This window comes from Bacillus cereus (genome assembly GCF_002564555.1).
Taxonomy (GTDB): Bacteria; Bacillota; Bacilli; order Bacillales; family Bacillaceae_G; genus Bacillus_A; species Bacillus_A cereus_K.
Genome location: NZ_NUVD01000094.1, coordinates 1 through 21,003, shown reverse-complemented (window position 1 = coordinate 21,003; position 21,003 = coordinate 1). Strand labels below are relative to the sequence as shown.

Here is a 21,003-nt window from a genome sequence, read left to right as displayed (position 1 = left end):
AGTAGTGTTATGTGGTATATAAAATAGAATCAGTAATGTATATTATTCCAGTAACTTATTCAAAGCCCTCTCCTATACCTTCATTTCTATAAATTAAATAAAGAAAGAGTGTAGTGAATTCAATCTTTTTTCAAAACACGCTCTTTCTTTTTGCTCATTTATCAAGGTTATTAGTATCAATTTGAACAAATAAAAAGAATGACGCTACTAGCTCAAAAGTAATGGTGTGTTGATGTAGCCAAGTACAAAGAAAATATTAAATAGTTAGCTTAAGTGACAAAGCGATTGATGAGGGAATATCATAAGGGAATTGCGGTGATGAGAGGGAAGAGAAAGTCGTGGAAGGAGTGCTGGTGATTATATTTTTTTAACTGCAAAAATATAGAAATATCCCTATTTCTACGTAGGGATATTTCTATATTTCTAAATCTCTGTTAATAATTTAAATTTCCTTTTCTGTTCGGGAATTAACTGATTTTCTACATAATAATGTATAAGTAAATCTATTATTTCATGAGTATATTTCTTAATAGTGAGCTTCATTAGTGTTCCAAGCTCTTCATGAGTCATGAGATTGGCTAGAAGTTTTAAAACCGCCCTATTGGTTTTAAAATTCCATACATTCACTTGTCTTTACTCGTTTTCAGGTGAAGAAACAGGAGTATCTTCGCTATTTTTGTTGAACTACTCACCACTTAACATCCTCATGGACTGTTTGAAGTGGGAGATTCCTAAGTACAGAAACCTAACGGTTTCTAATTCATTAGGCTATCCCCGTAGTTCCTACGGTTAAGAGACGAATTGCTTCGTTTCTAAGATTGAGCGCTGCATTTCGATCTCTATCGTGATGTGCGCCACAAGAAGGGCAATCCCACTTACGAATGGTTAGATTTTTAACGTCTTTGTTTTTGTATTCACAATTGGAACATAATTGACTAGAAGCAAATGTTTTAGATACCATAACAACTTGTTTGCCATACCATTTTGCTTTATATTCCAACATAGTCCGAAATTGTGACCAAGATACTTCACTAATCGCTTTTGCAAGCTTTCTATTTTTGAGCATGTTACTGACTTGTAAGTCTTCCATACCGATAACATCGTGGTTTTTGATGATTTCAGTAGAAAGTTTATGTAAGTAATCAGCTCTTGCATTTGCAATATATTCATGGATTCGTGCAACTTTCATACGTTGTTTATTCCAGTTCGAAGAACCTTTTGTTCTTCTAGAAAGGGTACGCTGTGCTTTCGCTAACTTTTCTTCTAATGTAAGGAAGAATCTAGGGTTCTTGTATATTGTACCATCAGAAAGAATGGCAAAATCTTTTAATCCAACATCGATTCCACAAGTAGATTGAGTTTTGGGCATTTCTTGTACGTTTGTTTCAACAAGGATAGATATAAAGTATTTACCACTTGGGTTACGACGAATCGTTGCATGCAAGATACGCCCTTCTACTTCACGACTTTTAGCAAAGCGAATAAGGCCAAGTTTCGGTAATTTTATTATCAATTTACATAAGGATGTTGCAGTGGGGTGAGAGAAGGAAAGGTTGTGGAGGAAGTTCTGGTGAGGCTATTTTTTAAAATCAAAAAATATAGAAATATCCCTATTTATACGTAGGGATATTTCTATATTTCTAAATCTCTGTTAATAATTTAAATTTCCTTTTTTGTTCGGGAGTTAATTGATTTTCTACATAATGATGTATAAGTAAATCTATTATTTCATGAGCATATTTTGTATTAGTAAGTTTCATTAGTGCTCCAAGCTCTTCCTTAGATTGACTAGAAATTTTAATACTACCTTGTTGGTTTTTAAATTTCTTTTTCTCTGGTGTTTGCTCCGTCTTTTGTTCCTGCTGATTTACGTGTTCTTGTTCATTTTTAGGTGGAAAAGTAGGAGTATCTTCGCCACTTTTTGTTACAACTGAATCTTCGTTTGGGACATAAGGATCTGTTGGGTCAAAATTGCTCTTTTTTCTGCCTAATAATCCAGGAGTTCTTGCCATGTTATACACCAACCTTCATACTTTCAAAAACATTGATACGAGATAATAATTCATCACTAATTTTTTCGTATAGTTCTATTACATTTAAATCATGTCTATCATTTTCAGTAATACCGTTAACATCAAACCTTTTAATACGTTCCATCTGTGGAACGATATTTTCAAATAGGTTTTCTTCACCAAAAATTTCACGAGCATTTTCCATAATGTATTCATCCACTTTACCATTATTTTTTAATAGCACTGGAAGAATACCTACAACTTCAATATCAAGATCATATTGCTCTTTTAATTTTATTAGCTGGTTAATGTAGTTCTCTGCACCTGTAAGAGAACGTTCTTGTGTTTGTAGAGTTATAAGAACATAATCAGAAGCTACAACTGCATTTTTTGTAACTTCAATTGACATAGGTGGAACATCGATAAATATGTAATCGTATTTATGTTTTATTTCCTCAAGTAATCCCTTAAAGTAGAAATCTTCTTCTTCTTCCGAAGAACACGATTTATATAGAAATTTTGCGAAATCTTGAAAATCAACATAAGAAGGAATTAAATGTAAATTTTCCGTTATTTCAACTTCTAATCCATCTAAATTCCCCTCTTGAATCCCTTTCATCAATGTTTTATTTAAAGTTACCTTTTCGTCAGGATTAAGGATAGATTTGGTTAACATTAGAGATTTTGTTGCATTACTCTGTGGATCAAGATCAACAAGTAAAGTTCGTTTCCCTTTTTTTGCGAATTCATAAGAGTTTAATACAGCATTAGTGGTTTTACCAACGCCCCCTTTATAATTCCCAACAGTAATTGTAATAGCCATTTATACCACTCCATTTATCTTCTAGAATATTTCCCTATATCCCTATTTCTATATCTTGGTGAAAAGATTAGAAAAATAGGGAAATATCTAATTATAGAAATAGGGATATTTTTATGTTACAAAGAAGATTATAGCAGTGATGTGTGGTACATGCAATAGAATCTGTCATTTATACCACTCCATTCATTTTTTGAAAAAGTCCTTATATCCCCATATCCTATGCTCATCAAGTTAAGAAAAGCAAATACCCCAAAACGAGAGAATTGATACTACCAGGTGATCTGTATAAATTTTTTGTTTTGGGGGCTTTTTAAAAAAGAAACACCCATTCCTATAATTGATGTTGCATAAGTGTAACTTGATGGTAGAGGTATAGAAATAGGGATATTTCTATATTACAAGGAAAATTATAGTAGTGATATGTGGTACATACAATGAGATCAGTAGTTTTCAAGAGCACCTCCCTATATCATCATTTCTATATTGAACTACTCCCCACTTAACATCCTCGAGGACTGTTTGAAGTGGGAGATTCCTAAGTACAGAAACCTAACGGTTTCTAATTCATTAGGCTATCCCCGTAGTTCCTACGGTTAAGAGACGAATTGCTTCGTTTTTAAGATTGAGCGCTGCGTTTCGATCTCTATCGTGATGTGCGCCACAAGAAGGGCAATCCAACTCACGAATGTTTAGATTTTTAACGTCTTTGTTTTTGTATTCACAATTGGATTCTGGTGCAAAAAATCTATAAAACTTGGACATACTGATACTATTACTCTAAAAAGGTGTGTGATTGGTATGGAAAAGAATAATTTGTTCAAATGGAAACACTATTAGCCTGATATTATCTTATTAACGGTAAGATGGTACCTACGGTACAATCTTAGTTTTCGTGATTTAGTGGAAATGATGGAGGAACGGAGTTTATCTATTTCTCATACAACGATTATGCGTTGGGCTCATCAGTATGGTCTTGAATTGGATAAACGGATCCGACGTTACCTCAAACAAACAAATGACTCTTGGAGAGTCGATGAAACATATATCAAAGTAAAAGGTCAATGGATGTACTTGTATCGTGGTGTTGATTCGAAAGGAAGCACAATCGATTTTTTCCTAAGCAAAACAAGAGATCAGAAGGCTGCAAAGCGCTTTTTCAAGAAAGCTTTGCGGTCTTTTTATGTTTCAAAGCCTCGTGTTATAACGGTCGACAAGAATCCAGCTTATCCTATAGCAATTGAACAGTTAAAAAAAGAAAAAAGCATACCTAATGGTATGCGACTTAGACAACAAAAGTACTTGAATAACATAGTAGAACAAGATCATCACTTTATAAAGAAACGAATCCGTTCTATGCTAGGGTTCAAATACGTTGACACAGCTACATCCATTCTTTCTGGAGTAGAGGCTATGCATATGATGAAAAAAGAACAAATTGATTTACGGGACCAGTCTGTCCAAAACCAGAAAGAATTCATCCATCAATTGTTTGAACTTGTAGCATAAAATACAATTCTGTTAGGAATATATACGTTTTACTGGTTTTCATTTTATCTTTGCACCAGAACCCCAAAAACGTAGGCTTACGCCTACTGACATTCATCTCCCACCTAAAATTGTTGTTTCACACCTTCATATTTTTTGAGGAAGGAGTCTTCTGTCAGAAAACGATAAAAGTGGAGAAATAGGGAAATATCCAATTATAGAAATAGGGATATATCTATATTGTGAGGGAGATAATAATAGTGATATGTGGTACAAATAATAGACTTAGTAATTTTTCAGAGACGCCCCTATACCACCCTTTCTAATAATAAAAGTAGAGGAATAGGGAAATATCTAATTATAGAAATAGGGATATTTCTATATTGAAAATAAGATTGTAGTAGTGATATGTGTTACATAGAATAGACTCAGAAATTTTTCAAAGGCCCCCCTTATACCATCATTTCTAATAATAAAAGTAGAAAAAATAGGGAAATATCTAATTATAGATATAGGGATATATCTATATTGAGAAGGGAATTATAGCCGCGATATCAGGACGACTTCATTTTGACACTCCCATCCCTAAAGGGGAAAGATGACTTATGTCAGTGGGATTGGTACTATCAAAACCAAGTTTATTTCTAGATGTCAAAAAACCAAAATAAGATTGTGATACCGTACGAATTTCGTATTAACCGTAAGAAATACGGGATTAGCCTAATAGGATTACCGAAGGATACTTTGGTGTTCGTAGGAATCCCCCACTTCTAACAACCCATAAGGGTGTTAAGTGGGGGATAGTTCAATTCAACAGATTTTTAGGTCACACAATTATAAAAAGACCTTAGGATTATACCTAAAGGTCTTCTTTACTAGTTAGAAATCAAGCTCTTCGTTATCTTCTTCAGAAATCCCACCAAGTACTACCCTAGCGTCAATAATTTTACCTTCTTGCAATATGGGCTCCTCTGTTTTTAAATCTTCTTGTCTCTGTGCGGGAACAAATCCATTAGTAAGTAAAAGATCCAATTTATTTTCGACTGTATCTAAAAGATTTAATCTCTGTTCTACAGTATCTAATTTCTGCAGTAGTTGCTCATAGCGTTTTTCATTTTGTACCAGTTCAACAATAAATGCTGTTAATTGTCTACTATTAGCTTTTTCATTAAGGATCCTATATACATCTTCAGGCATATTATCAGCATGTAATGCCATTTTTCTATTTGTAGCCATTATCAGCACGTCCTTTTATTTTAAGCTAGCTGTCCCTTCATTTCATCAATTACTTTTAATTCTAATGCAGTTAGATTAATTGTACGTGAAGTTGGAGCAAATACTTCTTTGTCGCTATTTTGAATAATATCGTTCAAGAAGAAGTGATTGTTTTTAGCAGCCATTTCAGACATATGGTTCAATAAAGCGAGACGGATGTATGGTTCTAAAACGGGTGCTTCGCCTCCGATATAAATGAATTTCAATACTGTATTCGTACTAGATGGGATGAATACATCAAGAATTTTAGCAACTAAAATTCTTGCATATTCTTTCAGTGCCTCTACAATTTCATTTGTAAAATCATATTCTTCACCAGTATTTTCATTCGATAGTACATACTTTTGTACTTTATATTTATTAACTATAAATTTCTCTAATGTTCTTAGATCCTTAAAGTATTGAATCAATTTTTCTTTTCTAAAGCGTTCTAGGTATCCCAAGAATGGCTCAATATCGATAACTTGGAAAGAATCTCTGTGCTTAGGTGTAGTAAGTCCTTTACCTAATCGCACAGCATCTGTAGAACCGCCACCAATGTCAGTTAAAACTACTTCATAGTCATCGAATCTCTCAGATTCATATCGCTTTTCAATACTAATTACATTTGTATTCTGATCTTTTGAAACCATTTTATATTTTAAAGAATGTCTAGCAACTTCCGATTCATTTCTACATTTTGCTGAATTGACTGTAATAGTTAGTTCTTTCTCCATTCCTGGTGTTAAGACTTTAACTTTATGTTTACCGTTAAATCTTTCTTCCATTTTTTTATGGGCAATGCTAAATTTCTCTTCGCGTTTTAAAAGCCAAATTGGAAGCATCATACTCATGTGTTCAATTTCAATTTCATTATCTTCTTGATCAGCATTAAGGGCATGATAATATGCAATTGCTCCTAAAAAGCATACGTATGGGATAGGACTATTAATTTTATCGTGCATCTTATTTACATGTGAGTTTGCTAACTGATTATCTTCAGCCAATTGCCCAACTAAATAGTAAGACTCTTCACCTTCGATTTCAGTGGAAATTAGTAATCTATCCAGTAAATCTTCTGGTTTAGAAATACGATCAACAAGTAAATCCTCAGCTTGTTTCTTTGAAATCTTAACTACATTCGTTGCAAGTTCAATATAATAACCATCAACCATGAAATTATTAAAACTATTTCCGAAATCCGCTACTTTTCTTCCAATTTTCATTTATAATTCCCCCTTTATACATTAAGTACGACTTAAGTGCTACTTTTGATTATGCTTTAGCGCATTTAATCAAAAATAAGAACATTTTAAATAATAAGTACGACTTAAATCGTACTTATTATTTAATTAACCTATATACTTAAAAAATTCAAAATAAACAAGGAAATACCTTCTTTCAAACGAATTAAACACATAACAGTTAGACGCCGACATGTCGAACATAAATGATGATGAATAACAGTAAAATGATGGTCAACAACAATGTAATGAAAACATGACCGACATGGATGATAATCGATAACAATACAATGACAACATGACTGACATGGATGATAATCAATAACAATACAATGACAACATGTCGGACATTGATAACAACAAATGACGATGAGGGGAGGACGATGGAATGGATAGGGAAGAACCTTATAAGAAAACATATTCCCTTGCAGATATAGCAAGGATGCTTGGGAAGCCACGGACAACCCTTCAGGCCTGGCGGGATCAATTCAAACCATATTTACCAACCGTCGCTGGGACGAAGGGGCGAACGCTGAGATATGAACAGGAAGCATTAGAGCTTTTTAAATTAATTGCTAATATGAAAGATGCACAAGAACCACCAGAAATAATAGAACAGATGTTAAAACAAAATGTAGATTATATTGTAGTAGAAGAGAGTGATGAAGACAACGAAATAACGAAACCAATTATTCAGACGATGTACGAGAGTATGAAAGAGGTTTCTATATATTTTCAAGAACAAAAAGTTATGAATATGGAACTTTTAAAACGCATAGACAATTTAGAACAAACTAATCAAACACTAGCGAACAAGATTGATGAACAGCAAAAGACTATTGATAAAAAAATTAACAATAGAGACCAGCAGTTATTAGAAGTGGTTCGAGAAATACAAGAAACTAAGAAGTTAGTTGCGTCTTCTCAACAAGAGAAATCATGGTTCGCTAAACTATTTAAAAGATAATTTAAATAATACGTAAAAAAGTAAGAAAGCTTGTAAAAAACACACAAGTTTTCTTATTTTTTATAAATTTGATATATCTCCCTAAATAATCACAAAAATTAAGAGGTACCTTTCTGCTTAGTAATTGAAACGCCTTGTGCTTATCTTCTTTTGGTTTCTGTTCCGCAATCATAACTAGGATTTGAACGATTAAATATTTAATAAATTTATTTAATTAAATTATAAGCGTATCCAAAAATTGATGAGTGGATTAGGTGTCAAATCCATAGTTAGGAAAAAGGTACCTTATTACAGAAAAAAAGAGGCTTATGTGATTTCAGATAAGCATTTAAATAGAGACTTTCATGCTTCAAGACCGAATGAGAAATGGGTAACGGATATTACCTACTTGATTTTCAATGGACAGTGCTTGTACTTATCTGCTATTAAGGATTTATATAATAATGAGATTGTCGCCTATAAAACCAGTCGTAAAAACGACTTAAAGCTTGTGTTAGGCAAAGAAAACATGAAATGTGAAGGGAATCTCTTACATAGTGATCAAGAGTCCCAGTATACATCTCGTCAATATAATCAATTACTAAAAAAATATCGAATGAAGGCAAGTATGTCTCGAAGAGGCAACTGTTGGGATAATGCTTGTATGGAAAACTTCTTCAGCCACTTGAAGACAGAGTGTTTTCAATTATATTCTTTCCGTAAAATGAACGAGGTTAAACTTGCCGTGCGTAAATATATACATTTTTATAATCATCAAAGATTTCAAAAGAAATTAAATAACCTGAGTCCATATAAATATAGAAATCAGGCTGCTTAGTTGTACTTTTTAAATACTGTCTACTTGACAGGGAGCTGTTCAACTTTTTTCAAAGTTACACCAGCGTGTAAAAATCATTTAGTCGTTTGAAATTCGAGTACAACAGGAAATAAGTTTTTTTGCTGTTCTCAATATCCAACATGTACACATACAGAACCAGTCAATACATGAGCTGTGATGAAAATCCAGCTCTTTTTCTATTTTTGTAAGAATGTGTTAAAAAAATGAGATTCGATTTAAAAACGGCTTTTCAAACTTATTTATTTTGCACTTCGATGAATAAGTTAATGTGATAGGTCTTATTAGCTATAAAAACGCATGTAAAGGTATATATAGGCTTTACATGCGTTTTTAGGGTTTTTAGGAAAAATAAAAAGGTTTCTTGTGTATGGTGACAGCCTGTTACAATAGTAAAGAATAACTTGGGTACAAATTGATAAGTGAAATGGGGAAAGATGCTAGATGAAAGCAACCGGAGTGACTAGGAAAGTAGATGAATTAGGGCGTGTGGTAATTCCAAAGGAACTTAGAAATACGCTAGGTATTAAAGAAAAATCACCATTAGAAATCTTTGTAGAAGGTGAAGACATTGTTTTACAGAAGTATCAGCCTGGTGGTGTTTGTGCGTTAACAGGAGAAGTGTCAAATCGTAACATATCATTAGCAAATGGTAAGATAGCATTAAGTTCAGAAGGTGCAGAATTATTAATAAAAGAAATAGAACAATATCTTATAAAATAAAAGGCTCCTTTTAAGGGGCTTTTTTAGGTTCAACATTATAATTTCATGTACCGTAATAATTAATAAAAAATAAACACCACATAACTAGTCTCCATTTAATTTAATTTTATGTTGAATTAATCCACTAAATGGATCATGTATTGTTTGTTTTTAGTAGATTTCTTGTGAAATATGTCCCTAAAGCAGTGTTTCAATTTAAATGCGATACGATAGTTATATATTCGTTTTGTTATTTCCTGTTGCAGAATCCTTATTATAAGGATTCCTTTTTTTGTATCAAAAATTTATAAATGAAAAAAGATAAGATCAGCGAATACGATCTTATCTTCAACATAAGGGAAAAACAAGTGACAGAAACCATCTTATTTTTTATGATATTATATTTTTTGTTAAATTTCGATATGAAACCCCTATTTAACATCTATATCAATATTGAGAAATTTATTAAAAAGTTAGTTATATATAATTCAAAACCAAAAGTTTTCTGGACAGATATCTCTTAACGTACAGTAAACGCTTAAAATGTGCCCAAACTGTGTCTAAACGTACAATTTTCCCGAAATGATATGGTGAACCCATCGCCATCAACTTAAGAATTCAGAATTACCCCAAAACGAAAAAAATGAGTTCAATTCACATGGATACCTATGAAAGGATGAAATTTTCGTTTTGGGGGCACTTCAAAATGTTAGCTTGATTGGCATGCGTGTAGGACCTTAATTAAATTTTTTAAAAAATAGTTACATTAATTGCAAAATTCGATAAATATAATTGGGCTTTTGGTATATTGAAACTGAAAGATTCATCTCGGTAAAGGCGAAATTAGTGAAAGCTAATGACACAAAACTATAGGGCTAGGGTGTATTTCACTCACTATGTCAGCCGTTTGTCGAAAAATGTCAAGATGAATTCGAATCTTACAAATTTTAGGGTCAGTTCAGGTCCGAGAATTATTTTATATGAGGGAGGATAGACACAAAAGTAATCATTTAAAAATAAAAATAGGGGGGCTTATTTTGAAAAGAACTATATCCTTTGTATTAACTATGTCACTTATTTCAGGGAGTTTTGTTACGATTCCTTATACGAAAGTTTCAGCTGAAACGGTGTCGTTGACTCAACAAACATTGAAACAAAAGACAGATCAGGCAATTGCAAATGGTAATTTTGAAGATCATTTGAGTTATCTTACAACATATTTAAATGAAAAGGTTGGAGAACTCACTGAAGTGAATGTGAAAAGTAAGCTTACAGACCCAGTATTTGCAGCTGCTTTGGCTCAGTGGCAATTCATATCACAAACAGGTGCTGCAGCAATGGATACATTCGCTAAAAAAGATGCTGCCCATCAGAGCTTTCTTAACGGGGTTATGAAAAATACAGGGGTAATGAATACGTTTCTTGAAGGTGGCAGTCCAACTGCAAAGAATTCAGTAAATGCACTTGAGATATGGAATACAATCTGGAATACGGATGCAGATTCTCACGAAGGATTGTATTTAAAATTAGCGATAGCTACATCGTTAGCTCATGCTGAACCTATAAAATATTGGACAAATAATAAACCTATTGATCCATTAACGAGGTACCAATATTATAAAACAGCAGATCAAAATAATGAGTTACTCCCAGTCTTTAGAACATATGATGTTTGGCATTTAAGATTAGTAGTGAATACTTGGTCACCAGAAGAAGATTTAACTTGGGCAAGAAACATGATTAATACGGAACATCCAGAACTTAAAAGTCAAGATAAGATCGGAACAAGTGCATATTTGATTCAGTATGTAACAAATAACAAGGATGGAGTTAGCATTCAAGCTGGGAATGATGCATTCTATGGTGTGGGTTGGAATCTTTCTTCCATTTACAGATTTGGCGGGGTATGCGGTAATATTTCGAAGTTTGGTGTGCAAGTAAGTCAAGCATTTGGTGTGGCTGCTATGCCTGTTACACAACCTGGGCATTGTGCACTCATATGGAATGACAAACCATTTTCTTGGAATTTAGGAAATGATATATCGGGATGGGGTGAATCGGGCCGTCATGATGTAACTGTTATTCCATGGTCAAATAATAGTTTGGGAAATCAAGTACCTTACATCTTACAATTTGAAGATGCTGAACGTACCCCAGTAAAACTAGATAAATCAGAGCGATTACGCTGGTTAGCGAAAGCGATGAATTCCACAGATAAGAAAATTGCAATTTATAAAATAGCTACTAAACTTTTACCAACTAATGTTTTAGTATGGAAAGATTACGTTTCTCTTATGTTACAAAATCCAAATGTAACAGATGCTGAGTGGCAAGAATTAAACAGCAGTATTATTTCTTCTTTTGCTAATGAGCCAAGACCGATGATGGATCTTCTTACTCAAATTAGAAGTCATGTTCTGAACACAAATGATAGAGCAAAACTGCAACAGTATACGTTAAATATATTAAATGTATTTAACACAATAACGGATGTAAATCAAAAGCAAGTAGCTAATAAAATTAAAGATCAAATGCCAAGTTTAGGATTAGACCTTGCTACTTTTAGTTTTGATGGAGCAAATGCAGGAAAACTAATGGGAATTAAATCCGATACGGAATACAGTATCGATGGAGGAAAAACGTATAAAGCTGCTACAAGCAATGATATGCTTCTGAGCAATGAAGAAATCTCAGCAATCAATTCAACGGATGGCATTTTAACAAGAGTGATCGGAACAGAGCAGCCCTTATTAATTCCAATTGGAAAGGCTGACAAAGTCAAAGTTTCTTCAAATGATGATGAGAATTTAGTTTTTGGTCTAGACGGTACGATGGAATTCAGTATAGACCAAGGTTCACATTGGACAAAATATAATCCAGTTGCTCCTAATTTACCGGATTTAACAGGAAATGTTACATTAACAGTTAGAAAATTTGCTGTTGGTTCAAATCCAGCAAGTGATGCTGTTAACTTAAAGTTTACTGATACCGCTGTAGTGGGATTAATACCGCACAAAAACTTATCAGTTGCAGGTGTCTCAAGTCAGGAAGTTTCGGCTAATAATGGCGCTGCAAATGCAATCGATGGAAACGGTGCAACAATGTGGCATACGTTATGGAATGGCAGTGATAAGGCTCCATACATTACCATAAAGCTTAATGAAGTTACTAGCATATCACAATTAACTTATGTTCCAAGACAAGACAGTAACTCTAATGGTAATATAACTAGTTATAATATATACACAAGCCTAGATGGAGTTAACTTTACAAAGGTTGCTACTGGAACGTGGAAAGATAATAATCTTACAAAAAATGCAAGTTTCAGTAAAGTAAATGCTCAGTATGTAAAGCTAGAAGTTGTATCAGGACACGGTGGATTTGCTTCAGCTTCAGAAATAAAATTATATAATTAGTGGTTGGAAGATGAATGGGATTGTAGCAAAAGTATTTTATACTTTCGCTACGGTCTCTTTTTTTGTTCTGGTGCAAAAACTAGAGAATTTATGCAATGAATCTTCGGAACTTGGAAGTGCTGATACTATCCCTATATAATTGGAAATATCCTAGGTTTCGGTAATTTGATGAAAGATTTCTGGAGCAAATCACCAAAGAGCATGCAATTATGCATATACAAATAAAGGTAATGAGTATGCAGGATGTGATTTAATTATTTTAATATAATTAAATCACATTGTATTTTTTCTTGTAAGATAAATTAACTACCTTTTTAATATATATATTAACTTATAATGATTATAATTAATTGAATAATATTGAATATAAATAAGATTAAATAGTAATTTTATCAAGATAATATTGCCAGTGGAACTAATGCTTAATAGTAGAATTATTGGATTTATTCGACAAAATTCTACTATTTACGCATTAAAAATATAATGTTTTAATAAAGGTGTAATTGGTACGACCACTAAGAAAGGAGAAGTTTATACGAATAAAAAGTGCAGTGAAGTTGCAAGGAACATTATGCTGAATTTATTTTCTGAATAATCAGTTAATTAATCCTTAGAAACAATCTAGTACTACAAAAGTATCACATTTGTAAAAAATAGCATTCTAAGTTTCTATATAGCAAAAATGATCTTATTTTATTCCGAGGTAAAGGTATAAGCAATGTACAAGTATAATTTCATTTTTTGTAATCTTGTAGGATCTTATGAAATCGCTATCAAAAAAGTCATGGCAGGATTAATGATAGGAGCAACGACTCAATCTATCTGAGCTTCCTGCAAATGAAGCAGCTCCAGCTTTCAAATGAATATCTATTCATTTGAAAGCTAATCAAAGCATAAATAGTTGCAAGGCTAGATTTTATATGAATAAAAATGAAACCTTTAAAATTCAGTCCAACTATTTCATCAACAAACACCAATTAATGGGAGGGATTAACATGAAAAAAACGTTAGTCGCAGGGTTATTAATTACTGCAGTATCTACAAGTTGCTTCTCACCTGTAAATACTTTTGCAGAAAGTAAAACAACTTATTTACAACCAAGTAGTATACTTGGACCCGCTATGGATAGGTTATCAAATTCGATTACGAAATTAGGATCACAGACGCCATTAATTCAAGGATATGGGCTAATCATATTACAGCAACCAGACCTAAATGTAAATACTATATATGGAATAACAACTGATCAAGCTACTGCAAGAAACCATGTTCGAGACTGCCTGGATGTAAATAACCACAAATTATCCGTTGTAAATCAAGACATACAGAGTTTTGGAGTAAGATTTACAAATTATTATAATAAATTAGTTGAACTAGCTGGAAAAATGAATGAAGATTCGGAAGCAAAAGCATTATTTGTACGTATTTTTAATTTACTTCAAGGTGATGTGCAAAAAATTCAGTATAATATGAAAATAACTTCAGAAGACTTAAACAATTCTAAAAACGATTTGATTGAAGATAGTAATAATTTTTCTAGTAAAGTTAGCAGAGCGTTTGAATCTTATAAGAGTTCAGACGGAGACATTAAAAAATTAAGAACGGAAATGGGACAACTTAATGCAGGCATTCAAGAAGATTTTGAAAAACTTCTAGCCCTACCAAAAGAAAATCTAGACGGTTCTTTAAATATTACAAAGTCGGTTATTAATATTTTGAAAGACGGAGTTAAGGATAAAACTGTAGACGTGTCTAATTTGGAAGCGATTTATAACCAATATGGACAACTCAAAAATGATAAAGTAACAGAACTGAATAAAGATATTGCTCAGAAGCAACAGAAACTAATTCAATTGGTACAAAGTTTATCGAATATTGAAGTGCAAGCAACTCAAATGACACTTATTGAGCAGCAATTAAATAACTTTACAAGAACAATTAAAAAGCAAACTCAGAGTTTTGACAATCTAGTAAGTAGTTGGGACACCTTTAATAACATAATGATTGAAACGGGGACAAGTCTTAATACTGATGCGAAAATAGATTCTAATTCATTACAAGCACGGTTAAAAGAGCTTAAACAGTTTACGGATGAATTGAAAAAACAAACAACGGAATATCAAGAGAGTGTTACAAAAATAAAAGTAACAGGATGAAATTTGTAGAATGAAGAACAATAATTCTTAATAATATAATGTAGGGAGAGAAAAATGTGATGAAAAAACCTTATAAAGTAATGGCTTTATCTACATTAATAGCAACAATCGTAGCGGGTGGCATTATGCCATCATATGCTTCGGCAGAGGAACCAGCACCTATTTATGCAAATCAAGACTTTAAATACCCTAGTTATTACCTTGGACCAACAGGGCTTGATAATGCGATGAGGGATACTAAATCCAATATGTTGGTAATGGACCTGTATGCTTTAACTATACTTAAACAAGCAGATATTAATTTGGATGGTTTATCTTCAGTTGGCGATAATTTAAAAACAGACATTAAAGCCAATCAAAAGCTTACTAGAGAAAATGCAACATACTGGTTAAATAATTTGAAATCAGGAATAATTACGACGAATCAAAATATTATCAGTTATGATACAAAATTCCAAAATTATTCTCGTTATTTATTACAATATAAAAATGATCCAGAAAAACTAACAGCTTTGCTTACAAAGTTGAATGGTGAAATTTCACAGAATAAAGATCAAGTGACCAAATTAGTGGATGATTTGAAAAGCTTTCGCGGCAAATTAGAAAAAGATACACAAAATTTAAAAGGGAATGCTGAAAAGATTGTAAATATTTTAACTGGTGAAGAAGCCGGAATTCCACTGTTTCAGCAACAAATCGAAGCAAATAAAGCATTAATTGATGAAAATAACAAAATTTATATTGCATCGTCGGTTGCAACTGCTGCTGGTGCATATTTATTTCTTTCACCTTTTGCGCCCATTGGTGCACCTATATTAGGAGGTGGGATATACGGAGTAGTTTCATCGCAGCAGCAGATAATCAAGGCACAAGACCAAATTATAAAGCTAACACAAGATATTTCAATGGCGAAACTACAGTCAGCTAGATTAACGATAGTGCAAAGTGATATTAAAAATTTAACAGATACAATTGATAAAGCTATTGTTTCTCTTGAAAATATAAAGACTGCGTGGGATGGAATGGGAACAAAATATGACTCATTGATTAAGAGTGCTAAAGCTGTTGACCCAGAATTCCTTGCTATGGATATAACAGCAGATCTGGATACAGCGAAGGATCATTGGGAGCAGATTAGAAAGTATGCTGAAAATATTCAAAGTAGTGAGATTTCATTCTTGAACAAATAATATTACATCAAGAAATTGCCGAAGTAATGAAAAATATAATATACTGAGTTTCTCTTTTGAAGAACACATAATGTGAGTCTCCTGTTCAAGTTTGAGCAGGAGACTTCCTATATAGTTATGAAACTTAATAAAGATTATAGAATAAGAAAGTACGAGAATCTCTATTTTAATATGTTGTTTTATTTGCAATAATCGTAATTCATTTGAAGTAAAGAATAGAAGCTTATGAATTTAATAAAGTATGTGATGCATGTGAAAGAGTAGGTGAAAAAGATGAATAAGAATTTATATAAGAAAATTATTTTGTCAACAATCATTACGGGAATGGCAGCGAGTAATGTAATTCCACTTCATACTTTGGCAGCAGAACACACTGTGTCCCAACAGCAAGAAAGTTTGAAGAACTATTCCCTTGGTCCTGGTGAATTTAAAGAAGTAATGGGAAAAATGGTGGCAAATATCCTTACAATGGATTCATATGCCAATACAATCAGTAATCAACAGCTGACAGATTTAAGTAAAATAAGTTCTATAAATGGTGATTTACAAGCAAACATGATTAAGCATCAACGGGATGCAATAGAGAATGCCGACTTTTGGTTCATGTATTTTAAAACTCGTATTATGTACACGCATCAGAATATTGTAAGTTATAATGATACGTTTCAAGCAAGTTATAAGCTTTTACTAACTGCTATAGAGCAAAAAGATACAGAGAAATTAAAATATGAACTAGAAAATTTGTACAATAGTATTTTGTACAATAGTCAAAAATTAGATGTACTGTTAGAAAAATTAAAAAATTTTCAAGGTGAAATAGCAGAAAATACAAGAAATTTCAAAGAAGATTTCAATCAATTGGAGAATATTCTAGAAAGTACGAACGCTGGTATTCCGCTTCTACAACAACGAATTGAGAATTGTAATAATACAATTAAAGAAAACTATGATAAACGTGGTGGCTATATAGCTTTATCTGTATTTATGCCTCCGATTGGTATACCATTGATTGTCACTGCTGACAAGAATATCGCATCTGCACAACAAGAAATAGAACAATTAAAGTCCAGAATTTCTGGAGCAGAGGCAGAAGTAGTTATTTTGACTGATGCCAAAAATAAAACGGAACATATGGCTGCAACAGTTGGTACAGCTGTTACTGCTCTTGAAAATATAAAGACTCAGTGGGGGACAGTGGAGAAAAAATATAAATCATTGATTGACAGTGTTGACAACATTAGTCTAGACTTGTTTGATGAGATTATAAGAGCAGATCTGAATACAGCGAAGGATAATTGGCAGGACCTTAAAAATTATACGGATAAATTATATGAAGGTGCTAAGATTGCACAAAATAAATAGATTGTACAAATAGGAAAACCGCAAATAGGACCGGATTGCAACTGAATACTATTAAAAACATACAACCTTGTATTTGTTGGTAAGGTTGTATGTTTTTTTATAGGGATGTAAGTAATTAGCTCTTGCATTTGCAATATGTTCATAGATTCGTGCAACTTTCACACGTTGTTTATTCCAGTTCGAAGAACCTTTTGTTCTTCTAGAAAGGATACGTTTTACTTTCGCTAACTTTTTTCTAATGTACGGAAGAATTTAGGGTTCTTGTATGTTGTGCCATCAGAAAAAAATGGTAAAATTTTCAATACGATATCAATTCCACAAGTGGATTCAGTTTTAGGTATTTGTTATCTTTTTGTTACCTTCAGATGAGTCATCTATATGTTAAAATTTTTATATTCCTCCTAATCAGTTTATCCGATTAGGCGTGCCCTAAAGAGCCCCTATCTCCTTAGGGCTCTTTTCATTAAACCTATCATGGTTCTGTTGCAAAGCGTTTAAAACTAAGCTAAACTTTTGCAAAACAGAGTGAGGGGAATCATAAATGAGATATTTTAAAGGAAAACAATTCAAAAAAGATATTATTTTGGTAGCTGTTGGCTACTATTGTCGTTTTTCTTTAAGTTATCGTGATGTCTCTGAAATTTTGAAAGAACGTGGTGTTTCAATTCATCCAACAACTATTATGCGCTAGGTTCATGAATATAGGCACCTGATCTATCATATTTGGAAGAAGAAAAATAAAAGAGTGCAACTATCTTGGAAATTGGATGAGGCGTATATAAAAGTCAAAGGATAATGGTGTTACCTATATCGTGCAATTGATAAAGAAGGGTACACATTGGATATTCAACTTCGTAAAAAACGAGATCATCAAGCTGCGTATGCCTTTATGAAAAGATTAGTGAAAACGTTTGGAGAACCAACGGTTCTAACAACAGATAAAGCACCGGTATTACTTTGTACACTCAAAAAATTAAATTTGCCAAATCTGCAGGATTTTAAAGTCTTCGCCATGCTTCGTGCACTTTGAAAGGAATCCAAACGATTCATGCTATATATAAACGAAAACGAAGTTTGCAGCCAAACTTCGTTTTTTCAACGTACAATGAATTACAGCAATTACTCACAATTGTATAGAATTCAGCTATACCCCATCCTAACTTTCTATCTGTAAAAAAACTTTGCAACAGAACCTCTCATCGACTCGCCAAGAATCGTTGGTTGGCTTAAGATGATGTCGTACTCGCTCATCTAATTCAGGACCATACTGGTGAATCCCGCGCATGATGGTTGTATGAGCAATAGATAGTCCACGTTCTTCCATCTTAAATTATGTAATTTTGCATAAAATTACATAAATTCAGTATTTTTCTTTTTTTCGACATGGATAGACAGTATAATTTTCGTGAGATTAATATTTCAGAAAATTATATGAGGTGAATAACATGAGTAATAAAAAAACTTTAGCTACAGTTGCATTAACAACAGGATTAGCTTTAACAACTGTAACACCATATGGAGTAGGTCACGCAGAGGAAACAGATCAACTACAAGTTCAAATTCAGGAGGATTCATTCCGTACAGGTGAACTTACGCAACCATCACAAAAGGCACCAGAGAATGTAGTGAAAGATGCTCTTAAGGAGAAAACAGAGCAAGCTTTGTCTCAAAAACAAGTGAATGGAGAAACAGGAGTAGATTATAAAGTTCTTCAAAAACGTGGTTCTTATGATGGAACTACACTTGTGCGTTTGCAACAAACATATGAAGGAAAAGAAGTATATGGCCATCAATTAACTGCACACGTAGATAATAAGGGTGTTATTAAAAGTGTTTCAGGAGATAGTGCGCAAAATTTAAAACAAGAAGATTTGAAAAAGGCTATTAATCTATCAAAAGAAGAAGCGAAACAATATATTTATACAAAGTACGGGAACGATATCAAGTTTATTTCTGAGCCAGAAGTAAAGGAAGTTATTTTTGTTGATGAAAATAATGGACAAGCTAGCAATGCATACCAAGTTACATTTGAAGCTGCAACACCAAACTATGTATCTGGTACTTATTTAGTGAATGCACATAATGGAGAAATGTTGAAAAATATGTTGAAAGAATCAGACTTAAAAGCAAGTGAAAAGCTTGTTGGAGCCTTAAAAGAAAGTAGAAAAAATAACCTTGCACCATTAACTGGGACAGGAAAAGATGATTTAGGTGTATCTCGTACATTCGGCATTTCTAAACAAAGTAACGGGAAATATGCGCTTGCTGATTATACACGAGGGCAGGGAATTGAAACATATGATGTGAATTACAGGGATATTACTAAAGAAGAAAGATATTATCCTGGAACATTAGCAACTAGCACTTCAACAACGTTTAATGATCCAAAGGCGGTAAGCGCTCATTACTTAGCAACAAAAGTATATGATTTTTATAAAGATAAATACAAGCGTAATAGTTTTGATAATAAGGGACAAAAAGTAGTATCAGTTGTACACGCATGGGACTCTGAGGATACAAATGATCCGAAAAATTGGCAGAATGCATTAAGTGCTGATAATGGTAGTATGCTTGTATATGGAGACCCTATTGTAAAGGCATATGACGTAGCGGGACATGAATTTACACATGCAGTTACATCTAGTGAATCTAATCTTGAATACTATGGAGAATCTGGTGCGATTAACGAGGCATTGTCTGATATTATGGGAACATCTATTGAGAAATACATAAATAATGGGACTTTTAACTGGACAATGGGAGAACAAACTGGATCAGTTTTCCGTGATATGGCAAATCCGTCTTCAGTTCCGTCTTCAGCTGGAGTACCTTATCCAGATGATTATAGTGAATTTAACGATTTTAATGGATGGGATCAAGGAGGCGTTCATTTCAACTCAAGTATCATTAATAAAGTTGCTTATCTAATTGCAACAGGTGGAACTCATAACGGTGTAACTGTAAAAGGAATTGGCGAGGATAAAATGTTTGATATTTTCCATTATGCAAATACTGATGAATTAAACATGACTTCTGATTTCTCTGAATTAAGACTAGCATGCATTCGAGTTGCGACGAATAAATATGGAGCTAACTCAACTGAAGTTCAAGCGGTTCAAAAGGCTTTTGATGCAGCAAAAATTAAGTAAACGAGAAATATAGTTCTTATCGACATTGAAGAACTCATCACATTATTATTGTATAAGCAAGAGATAGGCCGTGTTCTGCCAGTGTTTTGACTACATTATGGAAAGTTAGATAGTACATTAAGTATTATCTAACTTTTTATAAAAAATTACCAGAAAATTTATTTTTTTATGATAATAATTAATATATTAGGGTGAAGGTTATTATGGATGCACATATAATCGAAAAGGAAGAAATGATAACATTATTAAGCAGTTGGTATAATGCAATTATTTCTCAACATATAATAAAAGCTAAACACTTAAAAAAAGAAATAGATAGAAATATTCATAGTATTGAAGGAGATAGTAATATCTCTATCTATTATTCACTACTTAACTTTAGATATAATTTATCATTTTAGCCAAGAA

General features: G+C 32.8%; 14 protein-coding genes, 6 pseudogenes and 1 riboswitch. Of the genes and pseudogenes, 12 read left to right on the top strand and 8 right to left on the bottom strand.

The window, feature by feature from the left end; translation table 11 throughout:
- Window positions 1-763: 763 nt before the first annotated feature.
- The 4 genes and pseudogenes from COI75_RS21140 to COI75_RS21125 form a co-directional block, all read right to left on the bottom strand.
- A pseudogene (locus tag COI75_RS21140) lies at window positions 764-1,507 on the bottom strand (RNA-guided endonuclease TnpB family protein); the annotation flags it as partial.
- A gap of 133 nt (window positions 1,508-1,640) precedes the next feature.
- Entirely contained in the window at window positions 1,641-2,012 is a 372-nt protein-coding gene (locus COI75_RS21135) for a hypothetical protein (RefSeq protein WP_098448625.1), read from the bottom strand.
- Window position 2,013: 1 nt separating this feature from the next.
- Window positions 2,014-2,835: a ParA family protein gene (locus COI75_RS21130; protein WP_098448624.1), complete on the bottom strand. Its 822-nt coding sequence runs from the start codon at window positions 2,833-2,835 to the stop codon at window positions 2,014-2,016.
- A gap of 567 nt (window positions 2,836-3,402) precedes the next feature.
- Window positions 3,403-3,564 (bottom strand): annotated as a pseudogene (locus COI75_RS21125) (zinc ribbon domain-containing protein); the annotation flags it as partial.
- 114 nt (window positions 3,565-3,678) lie between these two features.
- On the opposite strand from COI75_RS21125, the gene COI75_RS21120 reads away from it, so the two are divergent.
- Window positions 3,679-4,341 (top strand): IS6 family transposase, encoded by a 663-nt coding sequence (locus COI75_RS21120; RefSeq protein WP_255265692.1) that lies wholly within the window; start codon window positions 3,679-3,681, stop codon window positions 4,339-4,341.
- An 858-nt stretch (window positions 4,342-5,199) separates the two neighbouring features.
- On the opposite strand, the gene COI75_RS21115 is transcribed toward COI75_RS21120, so the two are convergent.
- Window positions 5,200-5,556: a hypothetical protein gene (locus COI75_RS21115; protein WP_000224760.1), complete on the bottom strand. Its 357-nt coding sequence runs from the start codon at window positions 5,554-5,556 to the stop codon at window positions 5,200-5,202.
- A 20-nt stretch (window positions 5,557-5,576) separates the two neighbouring features.
- Complete coding sequence (locus COI75_RS21110; protein ID WP_098448623.1) at window positions 5,577-6,800, bottom strand: ParM/StbA family protein; 1,224 nt, start codon at window positions 6,798-6,800, stop codon at window positions 5,577-5,579.
- Window positions 6,801-7,206: 406 nt separating this feature from the next.
- On the opposite strand from COI75_RS21110, the gene COI75_RS21105 reads away from it, so the two are divergent.
- From COI75_RS21105 to nheC, 8 genes and pseudogenes are all read left to right on the top strand, one after another.
- Entirely contained in the window at window positions 7,207-7,785 is a 579-nt protein-coding gene (locus tag COI75_RS21105) for a DUF3967 domain-containing protein (RefSeq protein WP_000373377.1), read from the top strand.
- A gap of 229 nt (window positions 7,786-8,014) precedes the next feature.
- Window positions 8,015-8,602 (top strand): IS3 family transposase, encoded by a 588-nt coding sequence (locus tag COI75_RS21100; protein WP_439897252.1) that lies wholly within the window; start codon window positions 8,015-8,017, stop codon window positions 8,600-8,602.
- A gap of 60 nt (window positions 8,603-8,662) precedes the next feature.
- Window positions 8,663-8,773 (top strand): annotated as a pseudogene (locus tag COI75_RS21095) (restriction endonuclease); the annotation flags it as partial.
- Between the two features lie 291 nt (window positions 8,774-9,064).
- Window positions 9,065-9,343, top strand: coding sequence for an AbrB/MazE/SpoVT family DNA-binding domain-containing protein (locus COI75_RS21090; protein ID WP_098448621.1), 279 nt, complete (start codon window positions 9,065-9,067; stop codon window positions 9,341-9,343).
- 805 nt (window positions 9,344-10,148) lie between these two features.
- A riboswitch (cyclic di-GMP riboswitch) is annotated at window positions 10,149-10,237 on the top strand.
- A 152-nt stretch (window positions 10,238-10,389) separates the two neighbouring features.
- Window positions 10,390-12,738: a discoidin domain-containing protein gene (locus COI75_RS21080; RefSeq protein ID WP_420042277.1), complete on the top strand. Its 2,349-nt coding sequence runs from the start codon at window positions 10,390-10,392 to the stop codon at window positions 12,736-12,738.
- 995 nt (window positions 12,739-13,733) lie between these two features.
- Window positions 13,734-14,894, top strand: a complete 1,161-nt coding sequence (gene nheA / locus COI75_RS21075) for a non-hemolytic enterotoxin subunit A (protein ID WP_098448620.1) — start codon at window positions 13,734-13,736, stop codon at window positions 14,892-14,894.
- A 59-nt stretch (window positions 14,895-14,953) separates the two neighbouring features.
- Window positions 14,954-16,084 (top strand): non-hemolytic enterotoxin subunit B, encoded by a 1,131-nt coding sequence (nheB, locus tag COI75_RS21070; protein WP_098448628.1) that lies wholly within the window; start codon window positions 14,954-14,956, stop codon window positions 16,082-16,084.
- Window positions 16,085-16,357: 273 nt separating this feature from the next.
- Complete coding sequence (nheC, locus tag COI75_RS21065; protein WP_098448619.1) at window positions 16,358-17,446, top strand: non-hemolytic enterotoxin subunit C; 1,089 nt, start codon at window positions 16,358-16,360, stop codon at window positions 17,444-17,446.
- A gap of 105 nt (window positions 17,447-17,551) precedes the next feature.
- Here nheC and COI75_RS27435 read toward each other — a convergent pair.
- Window positions 17,552-17,790, bottom strand: a pseudogene (locus tag COI75_RS27435) (transposase); the annotation flags it as partial.
- 197 nt (window positions 17,791-17,987) lie between these two features.
- Here COI75_RS27435 and COI75_RS21055 point away from each other — a divergent pair.
- Window positions 17,988-18,583: pseudogene (locus COI75_RS21055) on the top strand (IS6 family transposase).
- Between the two features lie 52 nt (window positions 18,584-18,635).
- Here COI75_RS21055 and COI75_RS21050 read toward each other — a convergent pair.
- Window positions 18,636-18,770, bottom strand: a pseudogene (locus COI75_RS21050) (IS6 family transposase); the annotation flags it as partial.
- Window positions 18,771-18,891: 121 nt separating this feature from the next.
- Between COI75_RS21050 and COI75_RS21045 the strand changes: the two are divergent.
- Both COI75_RS21045 and COI75_RS21040 read left to right on the top strand, forming a co-directional pair.
- Window positions 18,892-20,595 carry a M4 family metallopeptidase gene (locus COI75_RS21045; RefSeq protein ID WP_000066339.1) on the top strand — a complete coding sequence of 568 codons (1,704 nt, stop codon included), beginning with the start codon at window positions 18,892-18,894 and terminating at the stop codon, window positions 20,593-20,595.
- 203 nt (window positions 20,596-20,798) lie between these two features.
- Window positions 20,799-20,996 (top strand): RapH N-terminal domain-containing protein, encoded by a 198-nt coding sequence (locus COI75_RS21040; RefSeq protein ID WP_000338670.1) that lies wholly within the window; start codon window positions 20,799-20,801, stop codon window positions 20,994-20,996.
- Window positions 20,997-21,003 lie beyond the last annotated feature (7 nt).